Origin of the sequence: Methylobacterium planeticum (assembly GCF_008806345.1) — a bacterium.
Lineage (GTDB): Bacteria > Pseudomonadota > Alphaproteobacteria > Rhizobiales > Beijerinckiaceae > Methylobacterium > Methylobacterium planeticum.
Map to the genome: position 1 here is coordinate 353842 of NZ_VZZJ01000002.1, position 21820 is coordinate 375661.

A 21820-nucleotide genomic window follows, 5' to 3' on the forward strand; every position below is an offset into this window, starting at 1 on the left:
CCCGCGCCGGCTCAGCTCGCCTGGCGCGGGTAGATGATGATCGACAGGTAGGAGATCGGGAAGCCGACGAGGCTCTCGGGCCCGTGCACGGCGCCGGAATCGAACAGCAGGGCATCGCCCGGCGCGAGCGTGTAGCTGCGGTCGGCGTGGCGATAGACCACTTCCCCGGAGAGCATGTAGATGAACTCGACGCCCGCGTGCCGGAAGCCCGTATAGGCCTCCGCATCCTCCCGCAGGGTGATCAGGTAGGGCTCGACCACCACGTCGCCCCCGAGCGCTGCCCCGAGCAGCTCGTAGACGTGCCCGACCTTGGTGCCGCGCCGCTCGATGATGACGCCCTGTCCCCCCCGGACATAGGAGCAGTCGCGCTTCTCCTCGAAGGCCGAGAACAGCGAGGAGAGGGGCACGTTGAGGGCGCCCGCCACCGCGTTGATGGTGGAGAGGGAGGGCGAGATCTGCCCGTTCTCGATCTTCGAGACCATGCCCAGCGAGATTCCGGCGGCGGCCGCGAGGTCGGAGACCGACAGGTCGCGTTCCCGGCGCAGGGTCCGGATCTGATGGCCGAGCGCCCGCTCCAGGCTGCGCGGGCGCTCGGCCGGCGCGCTGGAGACGGTGGCGAGGTCCGTGCCCGCCTCGTCGGCTCCGGACGCGTCGGCTCCGGTCGCGTCGGGGGGCGTCGGGTCGAGAGGCACGGGGTCGAGAGGCATGGGGTCGAGAGGCTTGGGGTCGGGGGAGCGGGAAGGGGAGGCTGCGCGTGCCATGGCCCGAACCATAGTCCGCCGCCGCGCCGACCGCCACAGGGCCGTGGCCGGTTCGGTACGATCGGGAGCGGCCGGCCCATCGTAGCCGGCGCATGATATCCTGCGGGGGCGATCGGTGCCGGAGGACAGGGATCATGCAGGACGAGCCGGACGCCTTCGCCAAGACCCTCGACGCGGCGCGCCTGCGCTACGAGGACGCCGTCAACCGCCACGAGGACCCGGCGGGGTTCGCCGCCCTCTTCGCCGAGGACGGCATCCTGGTCCCGGTCGGGCAGCCCATCGTGGCGGGCCGGGCGGCGATCGAAGCCTGGGCCCGGGAGGCGGCCAAGGTCTGGAACCACCTCGTCATCACGATGCAGCATGTCGGCGGGGGCGGCCTGATGGCCTCGAGCGCCGGGACATGGCACGCCAACGTCAACACGCCGGACGGCGACACCGCGAACGTCGCCGGCAACTACCTGACGCTGCTGCACGAGGAGGACGGCGCCTGGCTGATCAAGGCGCATAGCTGGAACATCCACCCGGAGCACGCGCGCGCCGCCCGGCCGGGCTCCCCGCCGGACGCCTGAGCCCGCGCCCGGACGGCCCATTGGAGCCGGGCCCGACTCCCGCTAGACAACGCGGCCCGTGGACAGCGCGGCCCAGGCGAGAGGGCCAGGCGAGAGGGACAGAGGCCATGAGCGACATCACCCGGCGCATCGCGACCGAACTCGGCGTCGCGGAGGCCCAGGTCCGGGCGGCGGTCGACCTCCTCGACGGCGGCGCCACGGTGCCGTTCATCGCCCGCTACCGCAAGGAGGCCACCGGCGCCCTCGACGACGCGCAGCTGCGCAGCCTCGAGGAGCGCCTCGGCTACCTGCGCGACCTCGAGGCGCGCCGCGCCGCGATCCTCGAGAGCATCGGCGAGCAGGGCAAGCTCGACGACGCCCTCAGGGCCCGGATCCTCCAGGCCGAGACCAAGGCGCGGCTCGAGGATCTCTACCTGCCCTTCCGACAGAAGCGGCGCACCAAGGCGCAGACCGCCCGCGAGGCCGGGCTCGCGCCCCTGGCCGAGGTCCTGCTCGCCCGGCCCGACCAGGGGCCGGAGGCGGCCGCCCGCCCCTTCGTGGATGCGCAGGCGGGCGTGGCCGACATCGAGGCCGCGCTGGAGGGCGCCCGCGCCATCCTGATCGAGCGCTTCAGCGAGGAGCCGGAACTCGTCGGATCCTTGCGCGAGACGAGCTGGCAGCGCGGCCGGATGGTCGCCAGCCTGCGCAAGGGCAAGGCCGCCGCGGGTGAGAAGTTTGCCGACTATTTCGATTTCGCCGAGCCTCTGACGAAGCTGCCATCGCATCGCATCCTCGCCCTGTTCCGGGGCGAGAAGGAGGAGGTGCTCGACCTCGACCTCGGCGACGCGCCGGGCGATACGGCGCCGGCCGGCCAGCCCTCCTGGCAGGAGCTGCGCATCGCCAGGGCCTTCGGGATCTCCGGGCGCGGGCGACCCGGCGACCGCTTCCTGGCCGAGACCGTCCGGCGGGCGTGGCGCGCCAAGCTGAAGCCCGCCCTCGACACCGACCTGCGCGCGCGCCTCTGGGGCATCGCCGAGGCGGGCGCCGTCACGGTGTTCGCCGGAAACCTGCGCGATCTCCTGCTCGCCGCGCCCGCCGGGCCCCGCCCGACCCTCGGCCTCGACCCGGGCTTCCGCACCGGCGTGAAGGTCGCGGTGGTCGATGCCACCGGCAAGGTGGTGGCCACCGACACGATCTACCCGCACGAGCCCCGGCGCGACTGGAACGGCGCCCTCGTCGCCCTGGCCGGGCTCTGCCGCGCCCACGGGGTCGAGCTGATCGCCATCGGCAACGGCACGGCGTCGCGCGAGACCGACCGGCTCGCGGCCGAGCTCGTCGCCAAGCAGCCGGAGCTGCGCCTCACCAAGGTGATGGTCTCGGAGGCCGGCGCCTCGGTCTACTCGGCCAGCGCCTACGCGTCGGCCGAGCTGCCCGGCCTCGACGTGACCCTGCGCGGGGCGGTCTCGATCGCCCGGCGGCTGCAGGATCCGCTGGCCGAGCTGGTGAAGATCGAGCCGAAGGCGATCGGCGTCGGGCAGTACCAGCACGACCTCGCGGAGGGGAAGCTGTCGCGCTCCCTCGACGCGGTGGTGGAGGATTGCGTGAACGGCGTCGGCGTCGACGTGAACACCGCCTCGGCGCCGCTCCTCGCCCGGGTCTCGGGCCTGACCGAGCGGGTCGCGGGCAACATCGTGGTCCACCGCGATGCCAACGGGCCGTTCCGCAGCCGGGCGAGCCTCAAGAAGGTGGCGGGGCTCGGGCCGAAGGCCTACGAGCTCGCCGCCGGCTTCCTGCGCATCCGCAACGGCGACGACCCCCTCGACGCCTCCGGCGTGCACCCGGAGGCCTACCCGGTGGTGCGCCAGATCCTGGCGGCCACGGGCCAGCCGATCGGCGGCCTGATCGGCAACGGCGCGGCGCTGCGCAGCCTCGACCCGAAGCGCTTCACCGATGCGAGCTTCGGCCTGCCCACCGTCACCGACATCATCGCGGAGCTGGAGAAGCCGGGCCGCGACCCCCGCCCGGCCTTCCGCACCGCGACCTTCCAGGAGGGCGTGGAGAAGGTCGGCGACCTGCGGCCCGGCATGCGCCTCGAGGGCGTCGTCACCAACGTGGCGGCCTTCGGGGCCTTCGTGGATATCGGCGTCCACCAGGACGGGCTCGTCCACATCTCGATGCTGGCCGACCGCTTCGTGAAGGACCCGCGCGACGTGGTGAAGCCCGGGGACGTGGTGCGGGTGCGGGTGGTCGAAGTCGACCCGGCCCGCAAGCGCATCGCTCTCTCGATGCGGTCGGACGACGGCGCCCGGCCGGCCCGGGCCGGGGCGCGGCCGGATCATGCGCCCCGGCCGGCCCCGCGCCCCGCCGCCGCCGCCGCGCCGGACGGGGCCCTCGCCGAAGCCCTGCGGCGGGCGGCCCGCGCGAAGGACGCCCCGCCCGGCCGGAAGGGCTGAGGCACGTCCCGGCAGCCGCCGACGCCCATCTCGGACCGTGCGGCGCCTGTGGGGTTCCGGCCCCGGGCCGTATCGGCCACCGCGGATCGTTGCTAAAGCAACGGCCTGCGGTGGCCGGGCGCGGGATCCGCCGCGCCGGCGCCGATTTCGGGCCAGGGCGGCGGGAGCGCCGGCGGCCAGCGCGCGGGAGACGGATCCGGGCATGCCGGCATGACGCGCATCCTCACCATCGCGAGCCAGAAGGGCGGGGCCGGCAAGACCACCCTGGCCGCCTCGCTCTCCGTCGCGGCGGCTCAGGGCGGCGAGCGCGTCGTCGCCCTCGACCTCGATCCGCAGGGCTCGCTCTGGAGCTGGAAGACCCTGCGTGCCGCCGCGGATCCGGCCGTCGACCGGGTCCAGCTCTGGGAACTGAGCCAGCTTCCGGAGATCCTGGCCGCCCTGGTGCCGCGGGGCGTCACGCTCGCCGTCCTCGACGCGGGCGGCCAGGCCGCGCACGCAAGCATCGCCGCCCTGCGGGCGGCCGACCTCGTGCTCGTGCCGGCCCGGCCCTCCCGCCTCGACCTCCTGGCGACGCGCCCGACGATCGAGGCCCTGGCCCGCCTCGGCATGGGGGACCGGCTGGCGCTGGTCCTGAACCAATGTCCCAGCCAGCACGGCGCCCGCACGCTCGCCTTCGCCGAGAGGCTGAAGCGGCTCGGCGTCCTGGCGGAGCCGACCGTGAACCTGCGCGTCGACCACCAGGACGCCCTCGGCCTCGGGCTCGGGGTGACGGAGCACGCCCCGGGCGGCAAGGCCGCGGATGAGATCCGGCGCCTGTGGGCCTGGATCCGGGGTCGCCTCGGGCCGGCGCCCGCCTGAACGGGCGACGGGGCGGGCCCGCCTCAGGCGCTGCTGTTCTCCGGTCCCGGCTCCTCCTCGCCCGCCGGGCGGTCGTCGTCGCGGGCGCGGTGGAGGAGGAAGATCGACAGGACCATGGTGAGGATCAGGCCGGCCAGGACGCCGAGCTCGATCATGGAGGCGCGAAACAGCGCCTCCTTCTCGGCCGACCATTCCTTGGCGTGCATGATCTCCGAGGATTGCAGGGTGATCACGAGGACGCGCCGGATCGAGGCGATCAGGCCGACGATCAGGAAGGGCTCGCAGGTCAACTTGCCCGAGCGCATCGAGACCCGCACCGTGTGCAGGATCTCGACCAGCATCAGCAGGAACAGCAGCCGGTCGACGATCTCGAGGAGCTGCTGCGCGCCGCCGAGGGTGTGGAGCGCCTCCCAGGTCAGCCCCGCCGCGTCGATCAGTGCCAGGACCGCCGTGACGGCGAGGAGCAGGCCGAGCGCGGCGTAGATCGCGTGCTCGGTATGCAGGAAGATGAAGGCGGAGACCCGCGTCAGGCGGCCGTGGTGCTCTTCCGATCCCTCGACCATGCGGTCCTCCCGACCTCCGTGCCGGGATGAGACAGGAGCCGGGCGCCGCCGTCCAGGCGGCGCCGCGCCGCGCCGCCGATCAATCTCCCGTGATCGGGCGGAAGGATCTCAGCCGAACAGGTGGAGCACGTGGGGGGCGAAGAATCCGAAGCCGAGCATCACGGCGCCCGCGAGGCCGAGCAGGCCGCCCGCGAAGACCAGGGCGGTGATGCCGGTGATGACCTCGGCCGAGGCCAGCACGATGCCGATCTGGAAGGCGGCTGAGGCCAGCTCGTAATGGTGGTAGCGGTGCAGCGCGAGGTCGCGCTTCTCCTGGCTCGCCTTGGCCTTCTCGGCGAGCTCCTTGCGGCCCTCGCCGGTGGCGGGCTCGGAGTCCCAGCGCGCCAGGGTTTTGGCCCACTCGGCCCGCTTGGCCTGGATCGCCGCGTCGTTCGTGCCCGGGGGCAGCAGCCCCAGCGCCTCGTCGGCGGTCTTCACCACGGTGCCCCGGATGGTGCGGGCCTGGAAGTAGGCCCATTGGTTCGAGGCCTCGACATTGGCGCTCAGCGCCTCGGTCTGCGCGCCCTTGCCCGCCGTCTCGCTGAAGGCGAGGCAGAGGGCCAGGACCGAGATCAGCAGCGCGACGCGCCTGTTCGAGCCCTCGATCGCCCCGTGACCACCCGACATGTCGATGCCCCCTGTTGATTCGTTGGGGGCGAGTCACAGCCTATCCGGGGCGCGCTGGCAATCCGGCGGGCGGGCCGGGGCAGGCCGGACGAGACGCGGCGGCGCTACTCCGCCGCCTCGACGAAGACGGTGCCGGCGCGGGGCAGGTCGAGGGTGTCCCAGGTCTCGGCCAGCGCCGCCGTGAGCTTGGTGATGCGCGCCTCGTCGTGGAACGGCGAGGGGGTGATGCGCAGGCGCTCGGTGCCGCGCGGCACGGTCGGGTAATTGATCGGCTGGATGTAGATGCCGTGGCGCTCGAGCAGGTGGTCGGCCGCCGCCTTGCAGAGCTCGGCGTCGCCCACCATCACGGGCACGATATGGGTCTCGGTCTGCAGCACCGGCAGGCCCGCGGCCTCGAGCGCGGCCTTGGTCTTCTGGGCCTGGCGCTGGTGCGCCGCCCGCTCCTCGCCGGAGCGCTTGAGGTAGCGCACCGAGGCGCGGGCGGCCGCCGCGATCGCGGGGGGCAGCGCGGTGGTGAAGATGAAGCCGGCGGCGTGGCTGCGCACCGCGTCGCAGAGGATGCCGGAGCCCGTGATGTAGCCGCCGACGCAGCCGAAGCCCTTGGCCAGCGTCCCCTCGATCACGTCGACCCGGTCCATCACCCCGTCGCGCTCGGCGATGCCGGCGCCGCGCGGCCCGTAGAGGCCGACTGCGTGGACCTCGTCCAGATAGGTCATGGCGCCGTAGCGCCGGGCGAGGTCGCAGATCCGGCCGATCGGCGCGACGTCGCCGTCCATCGAGTAGACGCTCTCGAACACGATCAGCTTCGGGCGGTCGCCAGCCTCGACCAGCAGTTCCTCGAGATGTGCGAGGTCGTTGTGGCGGAAGACGCGCTTCTCGCAGCCGGAATGGCGCACGCCCTCGATCATCGAGTTGTGGTTGAAGGCGTCCGACAGGATCAGGCAATCCGGGATCAGCTTGGCGATGGTCGAGATGCCGGCCTGATTCGAGACGTAGCCCGAGGTGAAGACGAGGCCCGCCTCCTTGCCGTGGAGGTCGGCGAGCTCGCGCTCGAGATCGACCAGCGGCGAGTTGTTGCCCGCGATGTTGCGGGTGCCGCCCGCGCCGACGCCGCAGCGGAGCGCGGTCTGGGTCATGGCCGAGACCACCTCGGGGTGCTGGCCCATGCCGAGGTAATCGTTCGAGCACCAGACCGTGATCTCGCGGATCGAGCCGTCGGACCGGCGCCAGTTGGCGGTCGGGAAGCGGCCGGCGATGCGCTCGATGTCGGCGAAGACGCGGTAGCGGCGCTCGCCGTGCAGGCGCTCCAGCGCGCCGCGGAAATGCGCCTCGTAATCGGTGCCCCTGCCCGGAGCCGGAATCGTGTCGGGCGTCGTCGTCGTCGCGGGCATGCGGGTCAAGGGGCTCGTCCTTCGCGTGGCTGACCGGGCGACCGATGCGCGGCCCGGAGCGGGATCGTCGAGGAGGGGCCCGCTCGCTTTCGAGCCCTCGTTCCGGGAGGCCTTGCGCGGGTCCCGCCCGATCTCGCATCAGAGGGAGGGTGTTTCCTTGCGGGCGTCTTTACCGGGCGCCGTCGGGGCTAGGATACAGGCGGATTTGGAATCGGTTCAAGCTGGGTTCCAACATCCCTGCTTTGCATCCGGTATGCGCATCGGGCAAAGCCCACACGAGGTCCGGGCGACGATGGGTCGCGCAGCATGAGCACGAAGAACGATCCCGCCCGCGCCGAGCGATTGAAGGCGGCGCTGAGGGACAACCTGCGGCGGCGCAAGGCGCAGGGCCGCGAGCGGGCCGCGCCCGACGCCCGCGAACCTGGGAATGCCGCCGGTACGGCCCCCGAAACCCCCGAGGCCGGGGAGCGCGCGCAAGAAGGCGCGCAGGAGGGCGCGGCGCCCGCGGCCGAGCCCGGCGCCTGATCCCGGTCCCCTTTCCGCCAAAACTGCCCTATACGTGGCCGTAACGAACCGGGCGCGACAACGCGCCCCCAGGGGAATGACCGGCGCCGTCCCGCCCGCGCGGCGCGGCGCCCCAGAGGACCGACATGGACCGCATCCACATCACCGGGGGCGCGCCGCTCAACGGCGTGATCCCGATCTCGGGCGCCAAGAACGCCGCCCTGCCGCTCATGATCGCGAGCCTCATGACGGGGGAGACGCTGGAACTCGTCAACGTGCCCCGCCTCGCCGACATCGCGTCGCTGTCGCGCATCCTCGGCAATCACGGCGTCGACCACATGGTGGTCGGCAAGCGTCCGGGCCAGACCACCGAGACCGGCCAGACCATCCGGCTCACCGCCTCGAACATCATCGACACGACGGCGCCCTACGACCTCGTCTCGACCATGCGGGCGAGCTTCTGGGTGATCGCGCCGCTGCTCGCGCGCTTCGGCGAGGCCCGGGTCTCGCTGCCCGGCGGCTGCGCCATCGGCACCCGGCCCGTCGACCTCCTGATCATGGCGATGGAGGCCCTCGGGGCGCAGATCGAGATCGACGGCGGCTACGTCGTGGCCAAGACCCGGAACGGCCTGCGCGGCGGCGACATCCGCTTCCCCAAGGTCACGGTCGGCGGCACGCACGTCGCCCTGATGGGCGCGGCGCTCGCCCACGGCACCACCGTGATCGAGAACGCCGCCCGCGAGCCGGAGGTGGTCGACCTCGCCGAGTGCCTGATCAAGATGGGTGCCCGCATCGAGGGGGCGGGCACCCCCCGCATCGCGGTCGAGGGCGTCTCGCGGCTGCACGGCGCCCGTCACGAGGTCCTGCCGGACCGGATCGAGACCGGCACCTACGCCATGGCGGTGGCGATGACCGGCGGCGACGTCACGCTGGAGAACACCCGCGCCGACCTGCTGCACGCGGCCCTCGACGTGCTCGCCACCACGGGCGCCGAGGTGACGACGGTGCCGGACGGCATCCGCATCCGCCGCAACGGCGCCGGCATCGCCGCCGTCGACGTGACGACGGACCCGTTCCCGGGCTTCCCCACCGACCTGCAGGCGCAGTTCATGGCGCTGATGACGCTGGCCCAAGGGCGCTCGCAGATCCGCGAGACCATCTTCGAGAACCGCTTCATGCACGTGCAGGAACTCGCCCGCCTCGGCGCCAAGATCCGGCTCGAGGGCGACCTCGCCATCGTGGAGGGGGTCGAGCGCCTCAAGGGCGCCCCCGTGATGGCCACGGACCTGCGCGCCTCGGTCTCGCTCGTGATCGCGGGGCTGGCGGCCGAGGGCGAGACCCAGATCAACCGGGTCTACCACCTCGACCGCGGCTTCGAGGCCCTCGAAGCCAAGCTCGGCCGCTGCGGCGCCCAGATCCAGCGCGTCCGAAGCTGACCGCGCGGCCGGGATGCGCGCCCCGGCCGCGTGGCGGGGCGCCGCGCCCCCGCAGCCTCGGGCCGTCGCTGCGGGCGGCAAGCGGGCCCGGGACGCACGACGAAGCCCCTTCTCCCGTGCGGTTGAGGGGTGCGGTCAGGGATGCGACCGCTCCGGAGCGCCCGTTCCTCCCGCCCGGATCAGCCGCCGATCTGGCCGCGCTTGAAGCCGAAGCCGGGGACCTCGCAGCCGCAGGCCGAGTTGAAGGGGGCCGGGCGCGTCATGCAATTGCCGCGGGCGGTGACGCAGATGCTGCTGCGCCGGCCGCCGGGGGGGCCGAAATCGCGCCGGCGCTCGTAGCGGTCCTCATCGTAGCCGCGGCGGCGGTCGTAGCGGTCGTCCTCGTAGCGCCGGTCGTAGCGGCGGCCGCCGTAATCGTCGCCGCCGTAATACTGGGCGCTGGCCCCGACGGCGCCGAGCGTCGTGCCGAGGGTCAGGGCGGCGATCGCCGCGAGCGTGATGCGCTTCACCGTCAAGGTCTCCATCGTCGTCCGATACGGGTCCTGGCGCGACTGTAATCCCGTGAGATGAACGCCGCCTGAGGCCGCCCGGCCGCCTCTCCGCCCCGTCGAACCGGCGGCGCGGCGCCCGCGGATCGTCGCCGGCGCACCCGCCCCGGCACGGCCGACGGTTGCCGGACGGGGATCGCCTCGCTACCTACGCCTCCAGCCCATCCATCGACCTGACGCAGGCATCCCGCCTGCCGGAGCGCGACTGCCTCGCCATGGAGCTCCTCAAGCTCGCCGCCCTCGACGCCGAGGACCTCACCGTGATCTCGGCCCACCTGCAGGACGCGGTCCTGCGGGCGGGCGACCTCACCTACCTGGCCGCCGAGCACCGCTTCGTCCTGGCGGTGCGCCGCTTCGACTGGTCGATCCGCGACGGCGAGGCCCCGCGGCGCCGGCTCGCCGGGGTGCATTTCGAGCGCGTGCTCGGGGTCCGCACCCGCGGCATCGCGCCGGGGCAGGGGGCCGAGACGGCGCTGAGCCTGCTCGCGGTGACGTTCGAGCCGGTGGACGCGCCCTCGGGCACCGTCACGCTGATCTTCTCCGGGGGCGCCGCGATCCGCCTCGACGTCGAGTGCATCGAGGTCCGGATGAAGGATCTCGGCCCCGTCTGGGAGACCGAGTCGCAGCCGGTCCACGCGCCGGACCTGGAGCCCGGCCCGCCGCCGCGCCTCGGCGCCGCGCCGAACTGAGCCCCAGGCCGACCCCGGCCCGCAATCCCGCCCCTTCCCGACAGGACGGCACATCCCCGATGGTTCGCCTCGACAGCACCGCCCCCGGCTTCGCGCAGGACTTCACGCGCCTGCTCACCGTCAAGCGCGAGATCTCGGAGGATGTCGACGAGACCGTGCGGGGCATCATCGCGGGCGTCGTCGCGGGCGGCGATGTGGCCCTCGTCGACTACACCCGCCGCCTCGACCGCCTCGGCGCCACGTTCTCCGAGGCGCATCTGCGGGTCGCCGAGGCCGAGATCGCCGAGGCCCTCGACGCCTGCCCGCCCGAGGCCCTGGCGGCCCTGAAGCTCGCGGCGGAGCGGATCGAGGCGTTCCACCGCCAGCAGATGCCGGCGGACCACATGGCCACCGACAGCCTCGGCGTCAGCGCGGGGTGGCGCTGGACGGCGCTCGAATCGGTCGGCCTCTACGTGCCCGGCGGCACCGCGAGCTATCCCTCCTCGGTCCTGATGAACGCGGTGCCGGCCCGGGTCGCCGGCGTGCCCCGCATCGTCATGGTGGTGCCGACCCCCGAGGGCGTCGTGAACCCGCTGGTCCTCGCGGCGGCCCACCTGTCGGGCGTGCACGAGGTCTACCGGGTCGGCGGCGCCCAGGCTGTGGCGGCCCTGGCCTACGGCACCCCCACCATCGCGCCGGTCGCCAAGATCGTGGGCCCCGGCAACGCCTGGGTGGCGGCGGCCAAGCGCCGGGTCTTCGGGCAGGTCGGGATCGACATGATCGCGGGCCCCTCCGAGGTGCTGATCCTCGCCGACGGCCACGCCAACCCGGACTGGATCGCCGCCGACCTCCTGGCCCAGGCCGAGCACGACGCGGCGGCCCAGTCGATCCTGATCACCGACAGCCCGGACCTCGCCCGGGCGGTGGAGGCCGCGGTCGAGCGGGCGCTGACGAGCCTCCCCCGGGCCGCGATCGCCCGCGCCAGCTGGCAGGATTACGGCGCCATCATCCTGGTACGGACCCTCGAGGAGGCGGTTCCCCTCGTCGATCGCCTCGCCCCCGAGCACCTCGAGATCGAGACCCTGGACGCCGAGGCGCTGGCCGCGCAGGTGCGCAATGCCGGGGCGATCTTCCTCGGCGCGCACACCCCGGAGGCCATCGGCGACTATGTCGGGGGCCCGAACCACGTGCTGCCGACCGCCCGCTCGGCCCGGTTCTCCTCGGGCCTCGGCATCCTCGACTTCATGAAGCGCACCACGATCCTGCGCTGCGACGCCGAGGCTCTGCGCGCCCTCGGCCCGGCCGCGATCGCCCTCGGACGCTCGGAGGGGCTCGAAGGCCATGCCCGCTCCGTCGCGATCCGCCTGAACCTGTGATACTGGCGAGCTTGCGACCCCGGCGGACGAGAGCCGGGGCGCGGGCGATTCCGCGACGGGGGTGAGGCATCCGCATGAGCGAGGCGAAGGGCAAGGACCGCCTCGCGGCGGTCACCCTCGACGACGAGTCGATCGGGCGGGGCAACCCGGATCAGGAGCACGAGCGCGCCATCGCGATCTTCGACATCCTGGAGGACAACCGCTTCGCGATCCCGGGGCGCGAGGGGCCCTACGCGCTCACTCTCGGCCTCGTGGAGAACAAGCTCTCCTTCGCGATCTCGACGCCCGCGGGCGAGCCGGTGATGACGCACCTGCTCTCGCTCACCCCGTTCCGGCGGGTGATCCGCGACTACGAGATGATCTGCGAGAGCTATTACAACGCCATCCGCACCGCCTCGCCGACCCAGATCGAGGCCATCGACATGGGCCGCCGCGGCCTGCACAACGAGGCCTCGGAGACCCTGAAGCAACGCCTCGACGGCAAGGTCGACCTCGACCACGACACGGCGCGCCGCCTGTTCACCCTGATCTTCGCCCTGCACTGGAAGGGCTGAGGCGCGTGGCGATGCGCGCCTCCCCGAGCGCCCCGGCCTGAGAGCGAGGCGGGCGATGGACCACGCCGTCCCGAAGAGGAAGCGGGTGCAGTCGGCCCTGTTCATGTGCAATTTCAACGCCGTGCGCTCGCTCGCGGCGGAGGCGATCGCGCGCCATTATTTCGGCAAGTCGATCTACGTGCAGTCGGCGGGCGTGCGCTCGGGGGAGCCGGCCGATCCCTTCATGGTCGCGGCCCTCGACGAGATCGGCATCGACGCCTCCCGCCACAAACCCCGCACCCTCGACCAGCTGGAGGAGTGGGAGGGGCTGAACTTCGACCTCATCATCACCCTCGCGCCCGAGGCTCACCACGCCGCCCTGGAACTGACCCGGACGCTCGCGGCCGACGTCGAGTACTGGCCGACCCCCGACCCGACCGCCCTGCAGGACGCCGCCCGCGAGCAACGCCTCGACGCCTACCGCGACGTGCGCGACGGCCTGACCTACCGGATCAAGTCCCGCCTGAAGGGCTGAGGCCGGGAGGCGCCGCGCGGCCCGCACCGCGCGCCGGCTTTACGGGCCGCGCGCGGGCGAACATACCGGCCTGATGGAAACCCACACCGACCTCTGGCTCGCCGCGAGCATCGTGGTGATCTCCCTCCTGCTCTCGGCCTTCTTCGCGGGCGCCGAGACGGCCTTCACGGCGGCCTCCCGGGCCCGGATGCTCTCCCTCGAGACCGGGGGCGATGCCCGGGCCGGCATCGTCAACCGCATCCTGGCGATGCGCGAGCGCTTCATCGGCGCCATGCTGATCGGCTACAACATCGTGGCGATCGGGGCCTCGGCCTTCACCACCAGCGTGCTGACGGCGGTCTTCGGCAAGAGCGGCGTGCTCTACGCCACCGCCGGCATGTCGGTCCTCGTCATCGTCTTCGCGGAGGTGCTGCCCAAGACCCTGGCGATCAGCACCCCCGACCGGGCCGCCCTGATGATGGCCCGCCCCGTGGCCTTCATGGTGGCGGTGCTCGGGCCGCTGGCGGTGGCGATCGAGAGCCTGGTGCGGCTGATGCTGCGCCCCTTCGGCATCACCATCGGGGCGCATCAGTCGATCCTGTCGCCCACCGAGGAGATCCGCGGCCAGGTCGCCCTGCTGCACCGGGAGGGCGGCGTGGCCAAGGCCGAGCGCGACATGCTGGGCGGCCTCCTCGACCTCTCCGACCTCTCGGTTTCCGAGGTGATGGTCCACCGCACCAAGATGCGCATCATCAACGCCGACCTGCCCTCGGAGGACATCGTCCGCGAGGTGCTGTCCTCGCCCTATACCCGGATGCCCCTCTGGCGCGGCACGCCGGAGAACATCGTGGGGGTGCTCCACGCCAAGGACCTCCTGCGCGCCCTCGACGCGGCGGGCGGCGACGCCTCCGGCCTCAGGGTCGAGGCCCTGGCCCTCGAGACCTGGTTCGTGCCCGACACCACAAGCCTGCGCGACCAGCTCAAGGCGTTCCTGGCCAAGAAGACCCACTTCGCCCTCGTGGTCGACGAGTACGGCGAGGTGATGGGCCTCGTCACCCTGGAGGACATCCTGGAGGAGATCGTCGGCGACATCGCGGACGAGCACGACGTCACGGTCTCGGGGGTGCGCCCGCAGGGGGACGGCTCCGTCAACGCCGACGGCAGCGTGCCGATCCGCGACCTCAACCGGGCCATGGACTGGAACCTTCCCGACGACGAGGCCACCACCATCGCGGGCCTCGTCATCCACGAGGCCCGGGCGATCCCCGACCAGGGCACCGCCTTCAACTTCCACGGCTTCCGCTTCCAGGTCCTGCGCAAGGCCAAGAACCGCATCACCACCCTGCGCATCACCCCCCTCGACCCGACCCCGGCGGCGAAGCGCGAGGAGGGGTGAGGGGCCGCACGGGGTTTTCACGTGCAACGTTAACGGATCCTCGCGCCCGAGGCTGCGCGGCCGTCCCGTTCGGGGCCGATTCCTGTGGGCGATTCCTGTGGCCGATCCGCATCACGCCCGGTACGGAGCCAGACCCGGCGGGGATTGACCGGGTCGGAATCCGATCAAAGCAACCTTTGGGTCGCATTTGAGCGATAGCCTCAACCTTGCCTTCGGCATGGCGGTCCTACCGACGGGGCTGGGTGTCGCGGCGGGTTGGGCCGGCCGCGGATGCCGGAAGGAGATCGATGCGCCTCGACACGCCGACCCTGCTGCTGGTGACCGTCGTCGTGACCTTCATGGTCGGGACGCTGTTCCTGCTGTCCTGGGGGCAGGCCCGGCGCACCCACGCGCTGGCGATCTGGGGCGTGGCGCATCTCGGCGGCGCCTGCGCGTCGGCGCTCCTCGCCCTGCGCGGGGTGATCCCGGACTGGGCCTCGATCGGCGTCGCCAACACGGTGATGATCGGGGCCTACGGGCTGATCTGGAGCGGGGTGCGCGCCTTCGAGGGCCGGCGCCTGCGCCTCGACATCGCGCTCTCCGGCGGCGCCCTCTGGGGGCTGCTCTGCCTCGTGCCGGCCTTCTACGGCTCGATGGCCGCCCGGGTGATCCTGGCCTCGGCGATCGCCGGCGGCTTCTGCGCCGCGGGCGCCCTCGACGTCTGGCGCGGGCGGGCCGAGGCCCTGGTCTCGCGCTATCCCGCCATCGTTCTCCTCGGGGCCTACGCGGTGCTCTACTGGGTGCGGGTGCCCCTCGCCCTCGTGGCGCCGCTGCCGAGTGCCGGGGCCGTGATGGACTCGCCCTGGCTCGCGATCCTGTGCTTCGGCGGCATGCTGTTCACGGTGGCGATCGCCTTCACCTTCATGGCCCTGACGAAGGAGCGGGCCGAGCGCGAGCAGCGCCAGGCCGCCGACACCGACCCGCTGACGGGGATCGCGAGCCGTCGCGCCTTCGTGGCGGCGGCCGAAGCGCTCCTGGCCGACCCGGACCGCCCGGTGTCGCTGCTCCTGTTCGACCTCGACCACTTCAAGAGCATCAACGACGCCTACGGCCACGCGGTCGGCGACGGGGTCCTGGTCGGGTTCTGCTGCACGGCCCAGGCGCTGCTGCCCCCGGGCGCCCTGCTCGGCCGGATGGGGGGCGAGGAATTCGCCTGCGTGATCCCCGACCACGGCCCCGAGGCGGCGCTCGCCCGCGCCACCCTGGTGCGCGGCGCCCTCGCCCACCTCGCGGTGCCGGCCCTGCCGCGCCTGCGCGTCGGCACCAGCGTCGGCGTCGCCACGAGCGAGGCCTCGGGCCGGGATTTCGACACCCTGCTGCGGCGGGCCGACGACGCCCTCTACCGGGCGAAGCGCAACGGGCGGAACCGGGTCGAGATCTCGGTGCCGCCGCTGGAGCGGGCGGCCTGAGGCTCAGCCCAAGCCCACGGGCCGCCGCGCGTCGACCCCGCGCAGGACAATCCGACGGCCCGCGAAGGTTTCGACGAGGGCGAGGCTGCGCGCGCGCCGCGTGCGGTTCCAAGACCAGGCGAAGCGCAGGAAGGCGAGCTCCAGGCGCTCCGGGCAGCCGGCCGCGGCGTCCGCCCGGACATGTCCGCGATGCGCGATGGCCCGGCGCAGCACGCGCAGCACCGACAGCCAGGACGGCACGTCGAGGTAGATCAGCGTGTCGGCGGCGGCGAGGCGCGGGCCGATCGTGTCCGTGTAATTGCCGTCGATGACCCAGGCCGGCCGGTGTGCGAGGCGCGCCACCTCGGCGCGGAAGGCGTCCGCGTCCTTCGCCACCCAGCCAGGCTGCCAGTAGGCCTGGTCGAGATGGAAGACCGGCAGGCCGTGGCGGGCGCCGAGGTGCCGTGCCAGGGTCGATTTGCCACTTCCCGGGGGCCCGAGGATCACGACGCGGCGCATGGCGCGCCCGTCCCTAGCGGATGTCCGGTGCCGGGCCGCCCCGGCGCAGCAGGAACACCCCCTGCGCGCCGATCAGGTTCCAGAACCACCACGGCATCGAGAAGCGCATCGGCCGGCCCCGGGCGTCCAGGGCCGTGGCCTTCTCGATCCGGGCGCCGATCTCCCGGCACAGGCCGACGAAGTCCCGGATGGTGCAGTGGTGGATGTTCTGGGTCTCGTACCAGGCCTCGGGCAGGATCTCGGTGACGGGCATCCGGCCCCGGAAGGCGAGCTCGGCCCGCACCCGCCAATGCCCGAAATTCGGGAAGGAGATGATCACCTGCCGGCCGATGCGCAGCAGATGCTCCAGCACGATGCGGGGGTTGCGCGTCGCCTGGATGGTCTGGGACAGGACCACGACGTCGAAGGCGTCGTCGGGGTAGTTGGCGAGGTCCGTGTCGGCGTCGCCCTGGATCACCGGCAGGCCGCGGGCGAGGCACGCGTTCACCCCCTCGCGGGACAACTCGATGCCGCGCCCGTCGACGCCGCGGCGGTCGCGCAGGAGTGCCAGCAGGGAGCCGTCGCCGCAGCCGATGTCGAGCACCCGCGCCCCCGGCGGCACGAGGCCGAGCACCACGATGTGATCGACCCGCGCGCCCCCGGCCTCGGCACCGTGGGGCAGGCGCTCGGCCGCGTCCCAGGGGGCCGAATCGGCGGCGTTCCCGAGGGTGATCTCGTCGCGTCCGCTCATAGGCCGCGCGCCCGGGCCGCCGCGTCGACGAAGCCCTGGACGGCCGAGAACAGGGTGGGCTCGTCGAGCAGGAAGGCGTCGTGGCCCTTGTCGCTCTCGATCTCCACGAAGGCGACCGGCGCCGAGGCGGCGTTCAGGGCGTGCACGATGGCGCGCGATTCCGAGGTCGGGAACAGCCAGTCCGAGGTGAAGGAGATCACGCAGAACCGGGTCCGGGTGCCCTGGAAGGCCTTGGCGAGCACGCCGCCATGGTCCTCGGCGAGGTCGAAATAGTCCATCGCCCGGGTCAGGTAGAGGTAGGCGTTGGCGTCGAAGCGCTCGACGAAGCTCAGGCCCTGGTGGCGCAGGTAGCTCTCGATCTGGAAGTCGGCGTTGAACGAGAAGGTCGGGGCCGAGCCGCCCTGGAAGCGGCGCCCGAACTTCCGGTGGAGCGCCGGCTCGGACAGGTAGGTGATGTGCGCGCCCATGCGGGCGACGCCGAGCCCCTTGGCGGGGCGGGTCCCGGCCTCGAGGTAGCGCCCGTCCGCCCAGGCGGGGTCGGCCATGATCGCCTGCCGGCCGACCTCGTGGAAGGCGATGTTCTGGGCCGAGTGGCGCGGCCCCGTGGCGATCGGCAGGGCGGCGAAGACCCGCTCGGGATAGAGGGCCGCCCATTGCAGCACCTGCATGCCGCCCATCGAGCCGCCGACGCAGAGGAACAGGTCGCGGATGCCGAGCCGGTCGAGGAGCATCGCCTGGGCCCGGACCATGTCGCGGATGGTGACGAGGGGGAAGTCGAGCCCGTAGGGCCGGTCCGTCGCCGGGTCGATCGAGGCCGGGCCGGTGGAGCCCATGCAGGAGCCGATCACGTTCGAGCAGACCACGAAGTAGCGGTCCGTGTCGATCGGCTTGCCGGGGCCGACCAGGGTCTCCCACCAGCCCGCCTTGCCGGTGACCGGGTGCGTGTGGGCGAAGTGCTGGTCGCCCGTGAGCGCGTGGCAGATCAGCACCGCGTTCGAGCGCTCGGCGTTGAGGCTGCCGGCGGTCTGGTAGGCGATCTGGAAGGGCGCGAGCCGCGCGCCCGCATCCATCGCCAGGGGCTCGTCGGTGCCGAAGCGGGCGACGAGGCTGCGCGGATCGAGGGCCTGGGGCCGGTCCGCGGCGGGACGGGCCCGCGGGCCGGCCTCGGCGACGGGATCCGGCTTCAGGGCAGTGTCCGGAATGGTGTCCATGACGCGTCTGGAAAGGGGCTGCCGCCGTCTCGAAGCCACGGCGCGCGAGGCGACCGGCACCGGCGGGCGCCGTCGTCCCTCGCCCAACGGAGGTAGTGTGCGCGCAACCGGCCGTCAACGAAAGGGTCGGGCGTGGCTGCGTCCGCGTGCGCGCATGGCGGCCTTCCTCCCGCGCGGTCGCCCCGTGTCCGCGTGCGGTCGCCCCGTGCCGGCCGGCGCGCAGGAGGGCCCGCCTGACGACGAGGGCCCGCCTGACGACGAGGGCCCGCGTGACAGAGGGTGCCGGGCCTTGGCCCCGGCGCCGCCATCGCGGCTGGCCCTTCGGCGCGCCGGATCGTAAACACGGTGCCGGACGCGATCCCGCCGGACCCGATCGGCCCGCAGACTCGACCCTCAGAACCACGCCCCCGGATACCCCGCAGAAGTCCTCTCAGAAATCTCCCCATGCGCTTTTCCAAGAGAGCCGCGCCGCCGCTCGACAACCTCGCGGATCTCCGCGCCGAGATCGACCGGATCGACGCCGAGATGCACGCCCTGCTGATCCAGCGCGGCTCGATCATCGACCGGCTGATCGCCGTGAAGGGCACCTCGGCCTCGGGCTCGGCCTTCCGCCCGGGCCGCGAGGCCGCGATGATGCGCCGCGTCGCCGAGCGCCACCGGGGGCTCCTGCCCCTCGACACCGTGGAGGGGATCTGGCGCGTCATCATCGCGACCTTCACCTGGGTCCAGGCGCCGTTCTCGGTCCATGCCGACATCTCGGGGGGCGATGCGCCGATGCGCGATTCCGCCCGCTTCCATTTCGGCTTCACGGTGCCCTACCGGCCGCACCCGACCTGCGCGGCGGTGATCGAGGCGGTGGCGGCCTCGCGCGGCGACCTCGGCATCTTCCGCTTCGACGGGGGCGGCGCCAGGGGCCGGCGCGCGGGGAACGGCAAGGGCGAGGGTGGCAAGAGTGAGGGCGGCAAGGGCGAGGGCGGCAAGGGCGAGGGCGGCAAGGGCGAGGGCGGCAAGGGCGAGGGCGGCAAGGGCGAGGGCGGCGAAATCCGGGGCAAGGGCGAGGCCTGGTGGGACGGCCTCGTCGGCGAGGGGCGCCCCAAGGTGATCGCCCGGCTGCCCTTCATCGAGCGCCCGACGCACCCGGCCGGCACCCCGGTCTTCGTGGTGGCCAAGCCCCTCGACGATCCGGCCGCGGCCCAGCGCGACTGGGTGCTGCACGCCGCCCGCGCCGCGGCCTGGACGCCGGATGCCGAGCGCGCGCTGCAGGACCTCTACGGCGAGGTGGTGGCCCGCGCCGCCCCCGAGGCCGGGCAGGAGCGCCTGCTCCTCGCGGTCCCGGGCGGCGTCAACACGCGGCAGCTGCGCGAGGCCCTGGAGCGGGCCGGCACCGCCCTCGGCGCCCTCGACGAGACGGGCAGCCACGCGGCCCGCTTCCGGGTCTGAGGCGCCCCCGCCCGAGCAATTTCCCGCGCCCGAGCGGTCCACCCGGCCGCGAAATGCTGTAGAGGGGCGGTCGTCCACCCCCTTTGCCGTGCGATGGTCATGATTGCCGTGAGCCCCGATCCCGCCGCCCTCCGCCCGGTGCCGCGCCCCGGCGTGCTCGCCATCGAGGCCTACGTGCCGGGCAAGAGCGGGGCGCCCGGGGCGCATCCGGTCTACAAGCTCTCCTCGAACGAGACGCCGCTCGGCCCGAGCCCGGCGGCGGTCGCGGCCATGCGCGAGACCGCGGGGGGCCTCGCCGTCTACCCGGACGGCAATTCCACGGCGCTGCGCAGCGCGATCGCGGCGAAGTACGGGCTCGACCCGGCCCGGATCGTCTGCGGGGCGGGCTCGGACGAATTGCTGTCGCTCCTCGCCTACGCCTTCGTGGGGCCCGGCGACGAGGGGATCTACGCCGAGCACGGATTCCTGGTCTACCGCATCGCCATCCTGGCGGCGGGCGCCACCCCGGTGGTGGCGCCCGAGCGCGACCTGACGGCGGATGTCGACGCGATCCTGGCCGCGGTGACCCCGCGCACCCGCATCGTCTACATCGCCAACCCCAACAACCCGACGGGCACCTACCTGCCCTTCGCGGAGGTGCGGCGCCTGCACGCGGGCCTGCCCGGCAACGTGCTCCTCGTCCTCGACGGGGCCTACGCGGAATATGTCCGCCGCAACGATTACTCGGCGGGGCTCGATCTCGTGCTCCAGTCCGAGAACGTGGTGATGACGCGCACCTTCTCGAAGATCTACGGCCTCGCCGCCCTGCGGATCGGCTGGATGGTGGCGCCCCCGACGATCGCGGACGCGGTCAACCGCATCCGCGGCCCGTTCAACCTGTCCACCGCCGGCATCGCGGCCGGCGCGGCGGCGATCCACGACGAGGCGCACGTGGCGGCCGCCGCCGCCCACAACGAGGCCTGGCTGCCGCGCCTCACCGAGGCCGTCGCGGCCCTCGGGCTCACCGTGACGCCGAGCGCCTGCAACTTCATCCTGGTGCATTTCCCCGACGCGCCCGGCCGCTCGGCGGCGGAGGCCGACGCGCACCTCACCCGGCGCGGCGTCATCACCCGGCGGGTCGCGGCCTACGGGCTGCCGAACGCCCTGCGGGTGACGATCGGCAGCGATCCGGCCAACGAGGCCTTCCTCGCCGCCTTGACGGACTTCGTGCGGGGCGAGGCTCCGGAGCGAGGCCGCGATGTCTGAGGCCGCGATGTCTGAGGCAGCGATGGCCGAGGCGCGCCCGGCGCCCGCCGGCACCGGCCCAATGCGCCGGCTCGCCATCGTGGGCCTCGGGCTGATCGGCTCCTCGATCGCCCGGGGCGCCCGGCAATACGGGCTTGCGGACACGATCGTGGCGATCGACGCCGATGCGGGCGTCCGCGACCGGGTGCGCGCGCTCGGCCTCGCCGACCACGTCACCGGGGATGCGGCCGAGGGCGTCGCGGAGGCCGACCTCGTCATCCTGTGCGTGCCGGTCGGCGCCGTCGGGGCTGTGGCGGCGGCGATCGAGGGCCGGATGAAGCCGGGCTCGGTCCTGTCCGATGTCGGCTCGGTCAAGGGCTCGGTGGTGGCGGCCGTCGCGCCCGTCCTCAGCGCGGGCGTCGCCTTCGTGCCCGGCCACCCGGTGGCCGGCACCGAATATTCGGGGCCCGATTCGGGCTTCTCGACCCTGTTCTCGGGCCGCTGGTGCATCCTGACGCCGCCCGAGGGCACGGACGAGGCCGCCGTCGCGACGGTGCGCCGCCTCTGGGAGGGGCTCGGCGCCATCGTGGAGACCATGACCCCCGAGCACCACGACCTCGTGCTCGCCATCACCAGCCACGTGCCGCACCTGATCGCCTACAACATCGTCGGCACGGCCGCCGACCTCGAGGCGGTGACGCAATCCGAGGTGATCAAGTTCTCGGCCGGCGGTTTTCGCGATTTCACCCGCATCGCGGCCTCCGACCCGACCATGTGGCGCGACGTCTTCCTGACGAACAAGGACGCGGTGCTGGAGATGCTCGGCCGCTTCAACGAGGATCTGGCGGCGCTGGCGCGCGCCATCCGCTGGGGCGACGGCGAGGCGCTGCACGACCTCTTCACCCGCACCCGCGCCATCCGCCGCGGCATCGTGGCGATGGGCCAGGAGACCGCGGAGCCCGATTTCGGCCGTGGCCGCCCCGCCCCGGCCGCGCCGCGCAACGACCCGTGAGGCGCCGCCCCGGACCGGGCGCGTCCGGTTGCGCGCAAGTGG

The 21820-nt window shown here is 73.1% G+C and carries 22 protein-coding genes; 14 read left to right on the forward strand and 8 right to left on the reverse strand.

The features are described from left to right. Positions 1-11 precede the first annotated feature (11 nt). Positions 12-707 carry a helix-turn-helix domain-containing protein gene (locus tag F6X51_RS03530; RefSeq protein WP_246696593.1) on the reverse strand — a complete coding sequence of 232 codons (696 nt, stop codon included), beginning with the start codon at positions 705-707 and terminating at the stop codon, positions 12-14. Positions 708-895: 188 nt separating this feature from the next. On the opposite strand from F6X51_RS03530, the gene F6X51_RS03535 reads away from it, so the two are divergent. The 3 genes from F6X51_RS03535 (at position 896) to F6X51_RS03545 (ending at position 4620) form a co-directional block, all read left to right on the forward strand. After that, complete coding sequence (locus F6X51_RS03535) at positions 896-1330, forward strand: YybH family protein (protein ID WP_150961809.1); 435 nt, start codon at positions 896-898, stop codon at positions 1328-1330. Between the two features lie 107 nt (positions 1331-1437). Then, entirely contained in the window at positions 1438-3762 is a 2325-nt protein-coding gene (locus F6X51_RS03540; RefSeq protein ID WP_150961810.1) for a Tex family protein, read from the forward strand. 210 nt (positions 3763-3972) lie between these two features. Then, positions 3973-4620: a nucleotide-binding protein gene (locus F6X51_RS03545; RefSeq protein ID WP_150961811.1), complete on the forward strand. Its 648-nt coding sequence runs from the start codon at positions 3973-3975 to the stop codon at positions 4618-4620. A 23-nt stretch (positions 4621-4643) separates the two neighbouring features. Here the strand turns inward: F6X51_RS03545 and F6X51_RS03550 are convergent, their stop codons facing one another. From F6X51_RS03550 to hemA, 3 genes are all read right to left on the reverse strand, one after another. Continuing rightward, positions 4644-5183: a phosphate-starvation-inducible PsiE family protein gene (locus F6X51_RS03550; protein ID WP_150961812.1), complete on the reverse strand. Its 540-nt coding sequence runs from the start codon at positions 5181-5183 to the stop codon at positions 4644-4646. Between the two features lie 108 nt (positions 5184-5291). Next, positions 5292-5849, reverse strand: a complete 558-nt coding sequence (locus tag F6X51_RS03555) for a DUF4337 domain-containing protein (RefSeq protein ID WP_150961813.1) — start codon at positions 5847-5849, stop codon at positions 5292-5294. A 104-nt stretch (positions 5850-5953) separates the two neighbouring features. Continuing rightward, complete coding sequence (gene hemA / locus F6X51_RS03560) at positions 5954-7240, reverse strand: 5-aminolevulinate synthase (RefSeq protein ID WP_150961814.1); 1287 nt, start codon at positions 7238-7240, stop codon at positions 5954-5956. A 306-nt stretch (positions 7241-7546) separates the two neighbouring features. On the opposite strand from hemA, the gene F6X51_RS03565 reads away from it, so the two are divergent. Both F6X51_RS03565 and murA read left to right on the forward strand, forming a co-directional pair. Beyond that, positions 7547-7765, forward strand: coding sequence for a hypothetical protein (locus F6X51_RS03565; RefSeq protein WP_150961815.1), 219 nt, complete (start codon positions 7547-7549; stop codon positions 7763-7765). Positions 7766-7890: 125 nt separating this feature from the next. Beyond that, positions 7891-9180 (forward strand): UDP-N-acetylglucosamine 1-carboxyvinyltransferase, encoded by a 1290-nt coding sequence (gene murA / locus F6X51_RS03570; protein ID WP_150961816.1) that lies wholly within the window; start codon positions 7891-7893, stop codon positions 9178-9180. A gap of 179 nt (positions 9181-9359) precedes the next feature. Here the strand turns inward: murA and F6X51_RS03575 are convergent, their stop codons facing one another. Further along, complete coding sequence (locus F6X51_RS03575; RefSeq protein ID WP_246696594.1) at positions 9360-9704, reverse strand: hypothetical protein; 345 nt, start codon at positions 9702-9704, stop codon at positions 9360-9362. Positions 9705-9943: 239 nt separating this feature from the next. On the opposite strand from F6X51_RS03575, the gene F6X51_RS03580 reads away from it, so the two are divergent. The 6 genes from F6X51_RS03580 to F6X51_RS03605 all read left to right on the forward strand — a co-directional run bounded on the left by F6X51_RS03580 (position 9944) and on the right by F6X51_RS03605 (position 15663). Beyond that, on the forward strand, positions 9944-10417 hold the full coding sequence (locus tag F6X51_RS03580) for a DUF2948 family protein (protein ID WP_150961883.1): 474 nt from the start codon (positions 9944-9946) through the stop codon (positions 10415-10417). Between the two features lie 59 nt (positions 10418-10476). Continuing rightward, the gene (gene hisD / locus F6X51_RS03585) at positions 10477-11772 is read left to right on the forward strand and encodes a histidinol dehydrogenase (protein WP_150961817.1); all 1296 of its coding nucleotides are present in this window, start codon (positions 10477-10479) and stop codon (positions 11770-11772) included. 74 nt (positions 11773-11846) lie between these two features. After that, positions 11847-12326: a UPF0262 family protein gene (locus tag F6X51_RS03590; protein ID WP_150961818.1), complete on the forward strand. Its 480-nt coding sequence runs from the start codon at positions 11847-11849 to the stop codon at positions 12324-12326. A 55-nt stretch (positions 12327-12381) separates the two neighbouring features. Then, a complete protein-coding gene (locus F6X51_RS03595) occupies positions 12382-12840 on the forward strand; it encodes an arsenate-mycothiol transferase ArsC (protein ID WP_150961819.1) in 459 nt (152 codons plus the stop codon). A 73-nt stretch (positions 12841-12913) separates the two neighbouring features. After that, positions 12914-14215, forward strand: a complete 1302-nt coding sequence (locus F6X51_RS03600) for an HlyC/CorC family transporter (RefSeq protein ID WP_150961820.1) — start codon at positions 12914-12916, stop codon at positions 14213-14215. Positions 14216-14502: 287 nt separating this feature from the next. Continuing rightward, complete coding sequence (locus F6X51_RS03605; RefSeq protein WP_150961821.1) at positions 14503-15663, forward strand: GGDEF domain-containing protein; 1161 nt, start codon at positions 14503-14505, stop codon at positions 15661-15663. Between the two features lie 3 nt (positions 15664-15666). Here F6X51_RS03605 and F6X51_RS03610 read toward each other — a convergent pair whose 3' ends face one another. The 3 genes from F6X51_RS03610 to metX are packed head-to-tail and all read right to left on the reverse strand — an operon-like array spanning position 15667 to position 18102. Continuing rightward, entirely contained in the window at positions 15667-16161 is a 495-nt protein-coding gene (locus tag F6X51_RS03610) for a P-loop NTPase family protein (protein ID WP_150961822.1), read from the reverse strand. A 13-nt stretch (positions 16162-16174) separates the two neighbouring features. After that, a complete protein-coding gene (metW, locus tag F6X51_RS03615) occupies positions 16175-16891 on the reverse strand; it encodes a methionine biosynthesis protein MetW (RefSeq protein ID WP_150961823.1) in 717 nt (238 codons plus the stop codon). Next, entirely contained in the window at positions 16888-18102 is a 1215-nt protein-coding gene (gene metX / locus F6X51_RS03620) for a homoserine O-acetyltransferase MetX (protein ID WP_150961824.1), read from the reverse strand. Before metX ends, metW begins: the two co-directional genes overlap by 4 nt. 444 nt (positions 18103-18546) lie before the next feature. Between metX and F6X51_RS28465 the strand changes: the two genes are divergently transcribed. From F6X51_RS28465 to F6X51_RS03640, 3 genes are all read left to right on the forward strand, one after another. After that, positions 18547-19542, forward strand: coding sequence for a chorismate mutase (locus F6X51_RS28465; RefSeq protein WP_246696595.1), 996 nt, complete (start codon positions 18547-18549; stop codon positions 19540-19542). 108 nt (positions 19543-19650) lie between these two features. Then, complete coding sequence (locus F6X51_RS03635; RefSeq protein WP_407658429.1) at positions 19651-20787, forward strand: pyridoxal phosphate-dependent aminotransferase; 1137 nt, start codon at positions 19651-19653, stop codon at positions 20785-20787. 7 nt (positions 20788-20794) lie between these two features. Then, positions 20795-21778: a prephenate/arogenate dehydrogenase family protein gene (locus F6X51_RS03640; protein ID WP_246696596.1), complete on the forward strand. Its 984-nt coding sequence runs from the start codon at positions 20795-20797 to the stop codon at positions 21776-21778. The last annotated feature ends 42 nt before the right edge of the window (positions 21779-21820 follow it).

Excerpts from the sequence above, each read along its gene's own strand:
- F6X51_RS03530 (WP_246696593.1), bottom strand. The coding sequence starts at position 707 with ATGCCTCTCGACCCCGTGCCTCTCGACCCGACGCCCCCCGACGCGACC.
- F6X51_RS03535 (WP_150961809.1), top strand. The coding sequence starts at position 896 with ATGCAGGACGAGCCGGACGCCTTCGCCAAGACCCTCGACGCGGCGCGC.
- F6X51_RS03540 (WP_150961810.1), top strand. The coding sequence starts at position 1,438 with ATGAGCGACATCACCCGGCGCATCGCGACCGAACTCGGCGTCGCGGAG.
- F6X51_RS03545 (WP_150961811.1), top strand. The coding sequence starts at position 3,973 with ATGACGCGCATCCTCACCATCGCGAGCCAGAAGGGCGGGGCCGGCAAG.
- F6X51_RS03550 (WP_150961812.1), bottom strand. The coding sequence starts at position 5,183 with ATGGTCGAGGGATCGGAAGAGCACCACGGCCGCCTGACGCGGGTCTCC.
- F6X51_RS03555 (WP_150961813.1), bottom strand. The coding sequence starts at position 5,849 with ATGTCGGGTGGTCACGGGGCGATCGAGGGCTCGAACAGGCGCGTCGCG.
- hemA (WP_150961814.1), bottom strand. The coding sequence starts at position 7,240 with ATGCCCGCGACGACGACGACGCCCGACACGATTCCGGCTCCGGGCAGG.
- F6X51_RS03565 (WP_150961815.1), top strand. The coding sequence starts at position 7,547 with ATGAGCACGAAGAACGATCCCGCCCGCGCCGAGCGATTGAAGGCGGCG.
- murA (WP_150961816.1), top strand. The coding sequence starts at position 7,891 with ATGGACCGCATCCACATCACCGGGGGCGCGCCGCTCAACGGCGTGATC.
- F6X51_RS03575 (WP_246696594.1), bottom strand. The coding sequence starts at position 9,704 with ATGGAGACCTTGACGGTGAAGCGCATCACGCTCGCGGCGATCGCCGCC.
- F6X51_RS03580 (WP_150961883.1), top strand. The coding sequence starts at position 9,944 with ATGGAGCTCCTCAAGCTCGCCGCCCTCGACGCCGAGGACCTCACCGTG.
- hisD (WP_150961817.1), top strand. The coding sequence starts at position 10,477 with ATGGTTCGCCTCGACAGCACCGCCCCCGGCTTCGCGCAGGACTTCACG.
- F6X51_RS03590 (WP_150961818.1), top strand. The coding sequence starts at position 11,847 with ATGAGCGAGGCGAAGGGCAAGGACCGCCTCGCGGCGGTCACCCTCGAC.
- F6X51_RS03595 (WP_150961819.1), top strand. The coding sequence starts at position 12,382 with ATGGACCACGCCGTCCCGAAGAGGAAGCGGGTGCAGTCGGCCCTGTTC.
- F6X51_RS03600 (WP_150961820.1), top strand. The coding sequence starts at position 12,914 with ATGGAAACCCACACCGACCTCTGGCTCGCCGCGAGCATCGTGGTGATC.
- F6X51_RS03605 (WP_150961821.1), top strand. The coding sequence starts at position 14,503 with ATGCGCCTCGACACGCCGACCCTGCTGCTGGTGACCGTCGTCGTGACC.
- F6X51_RS03610 (WP_150961822.1), bottom strand. The coding sequence starts at position 16,161 with ATGCGCCGCGTCGTGATCCTCGGGCCCCCGGGAAGTGGCAAATCGACC.
- metW (WP_150961823.1), bottom strand. The coding sequence starts at position 16,891 with ATGAGCGGACGCGACGAGATCACCCTCGGGAACGCCGCCGATTCGGCC.
- metX (WP_150961824.1), bottom strand. The coding sequence starts at position 18,102 with ATGGACACCATTCCGGACACTGCCCTGAAGCCGGATCCCGTCGCCGAG.
- F6X51_RS28465 (WP_246696595.1), top strand. The coding sequence starts at position 18,547 with ATGCGCTTTTCCAAGAGAGCCGCGCCGCCGCTCGACAACCTCGCGGAT.
- F6X51_RS03640 (WP_246696596.1), top strand. The coding sequence starts at position 20,795 with ATGTCTGAGGCAGCGATGGCCGAGGCGCGCCCGGCGCCCGCCGGCACC.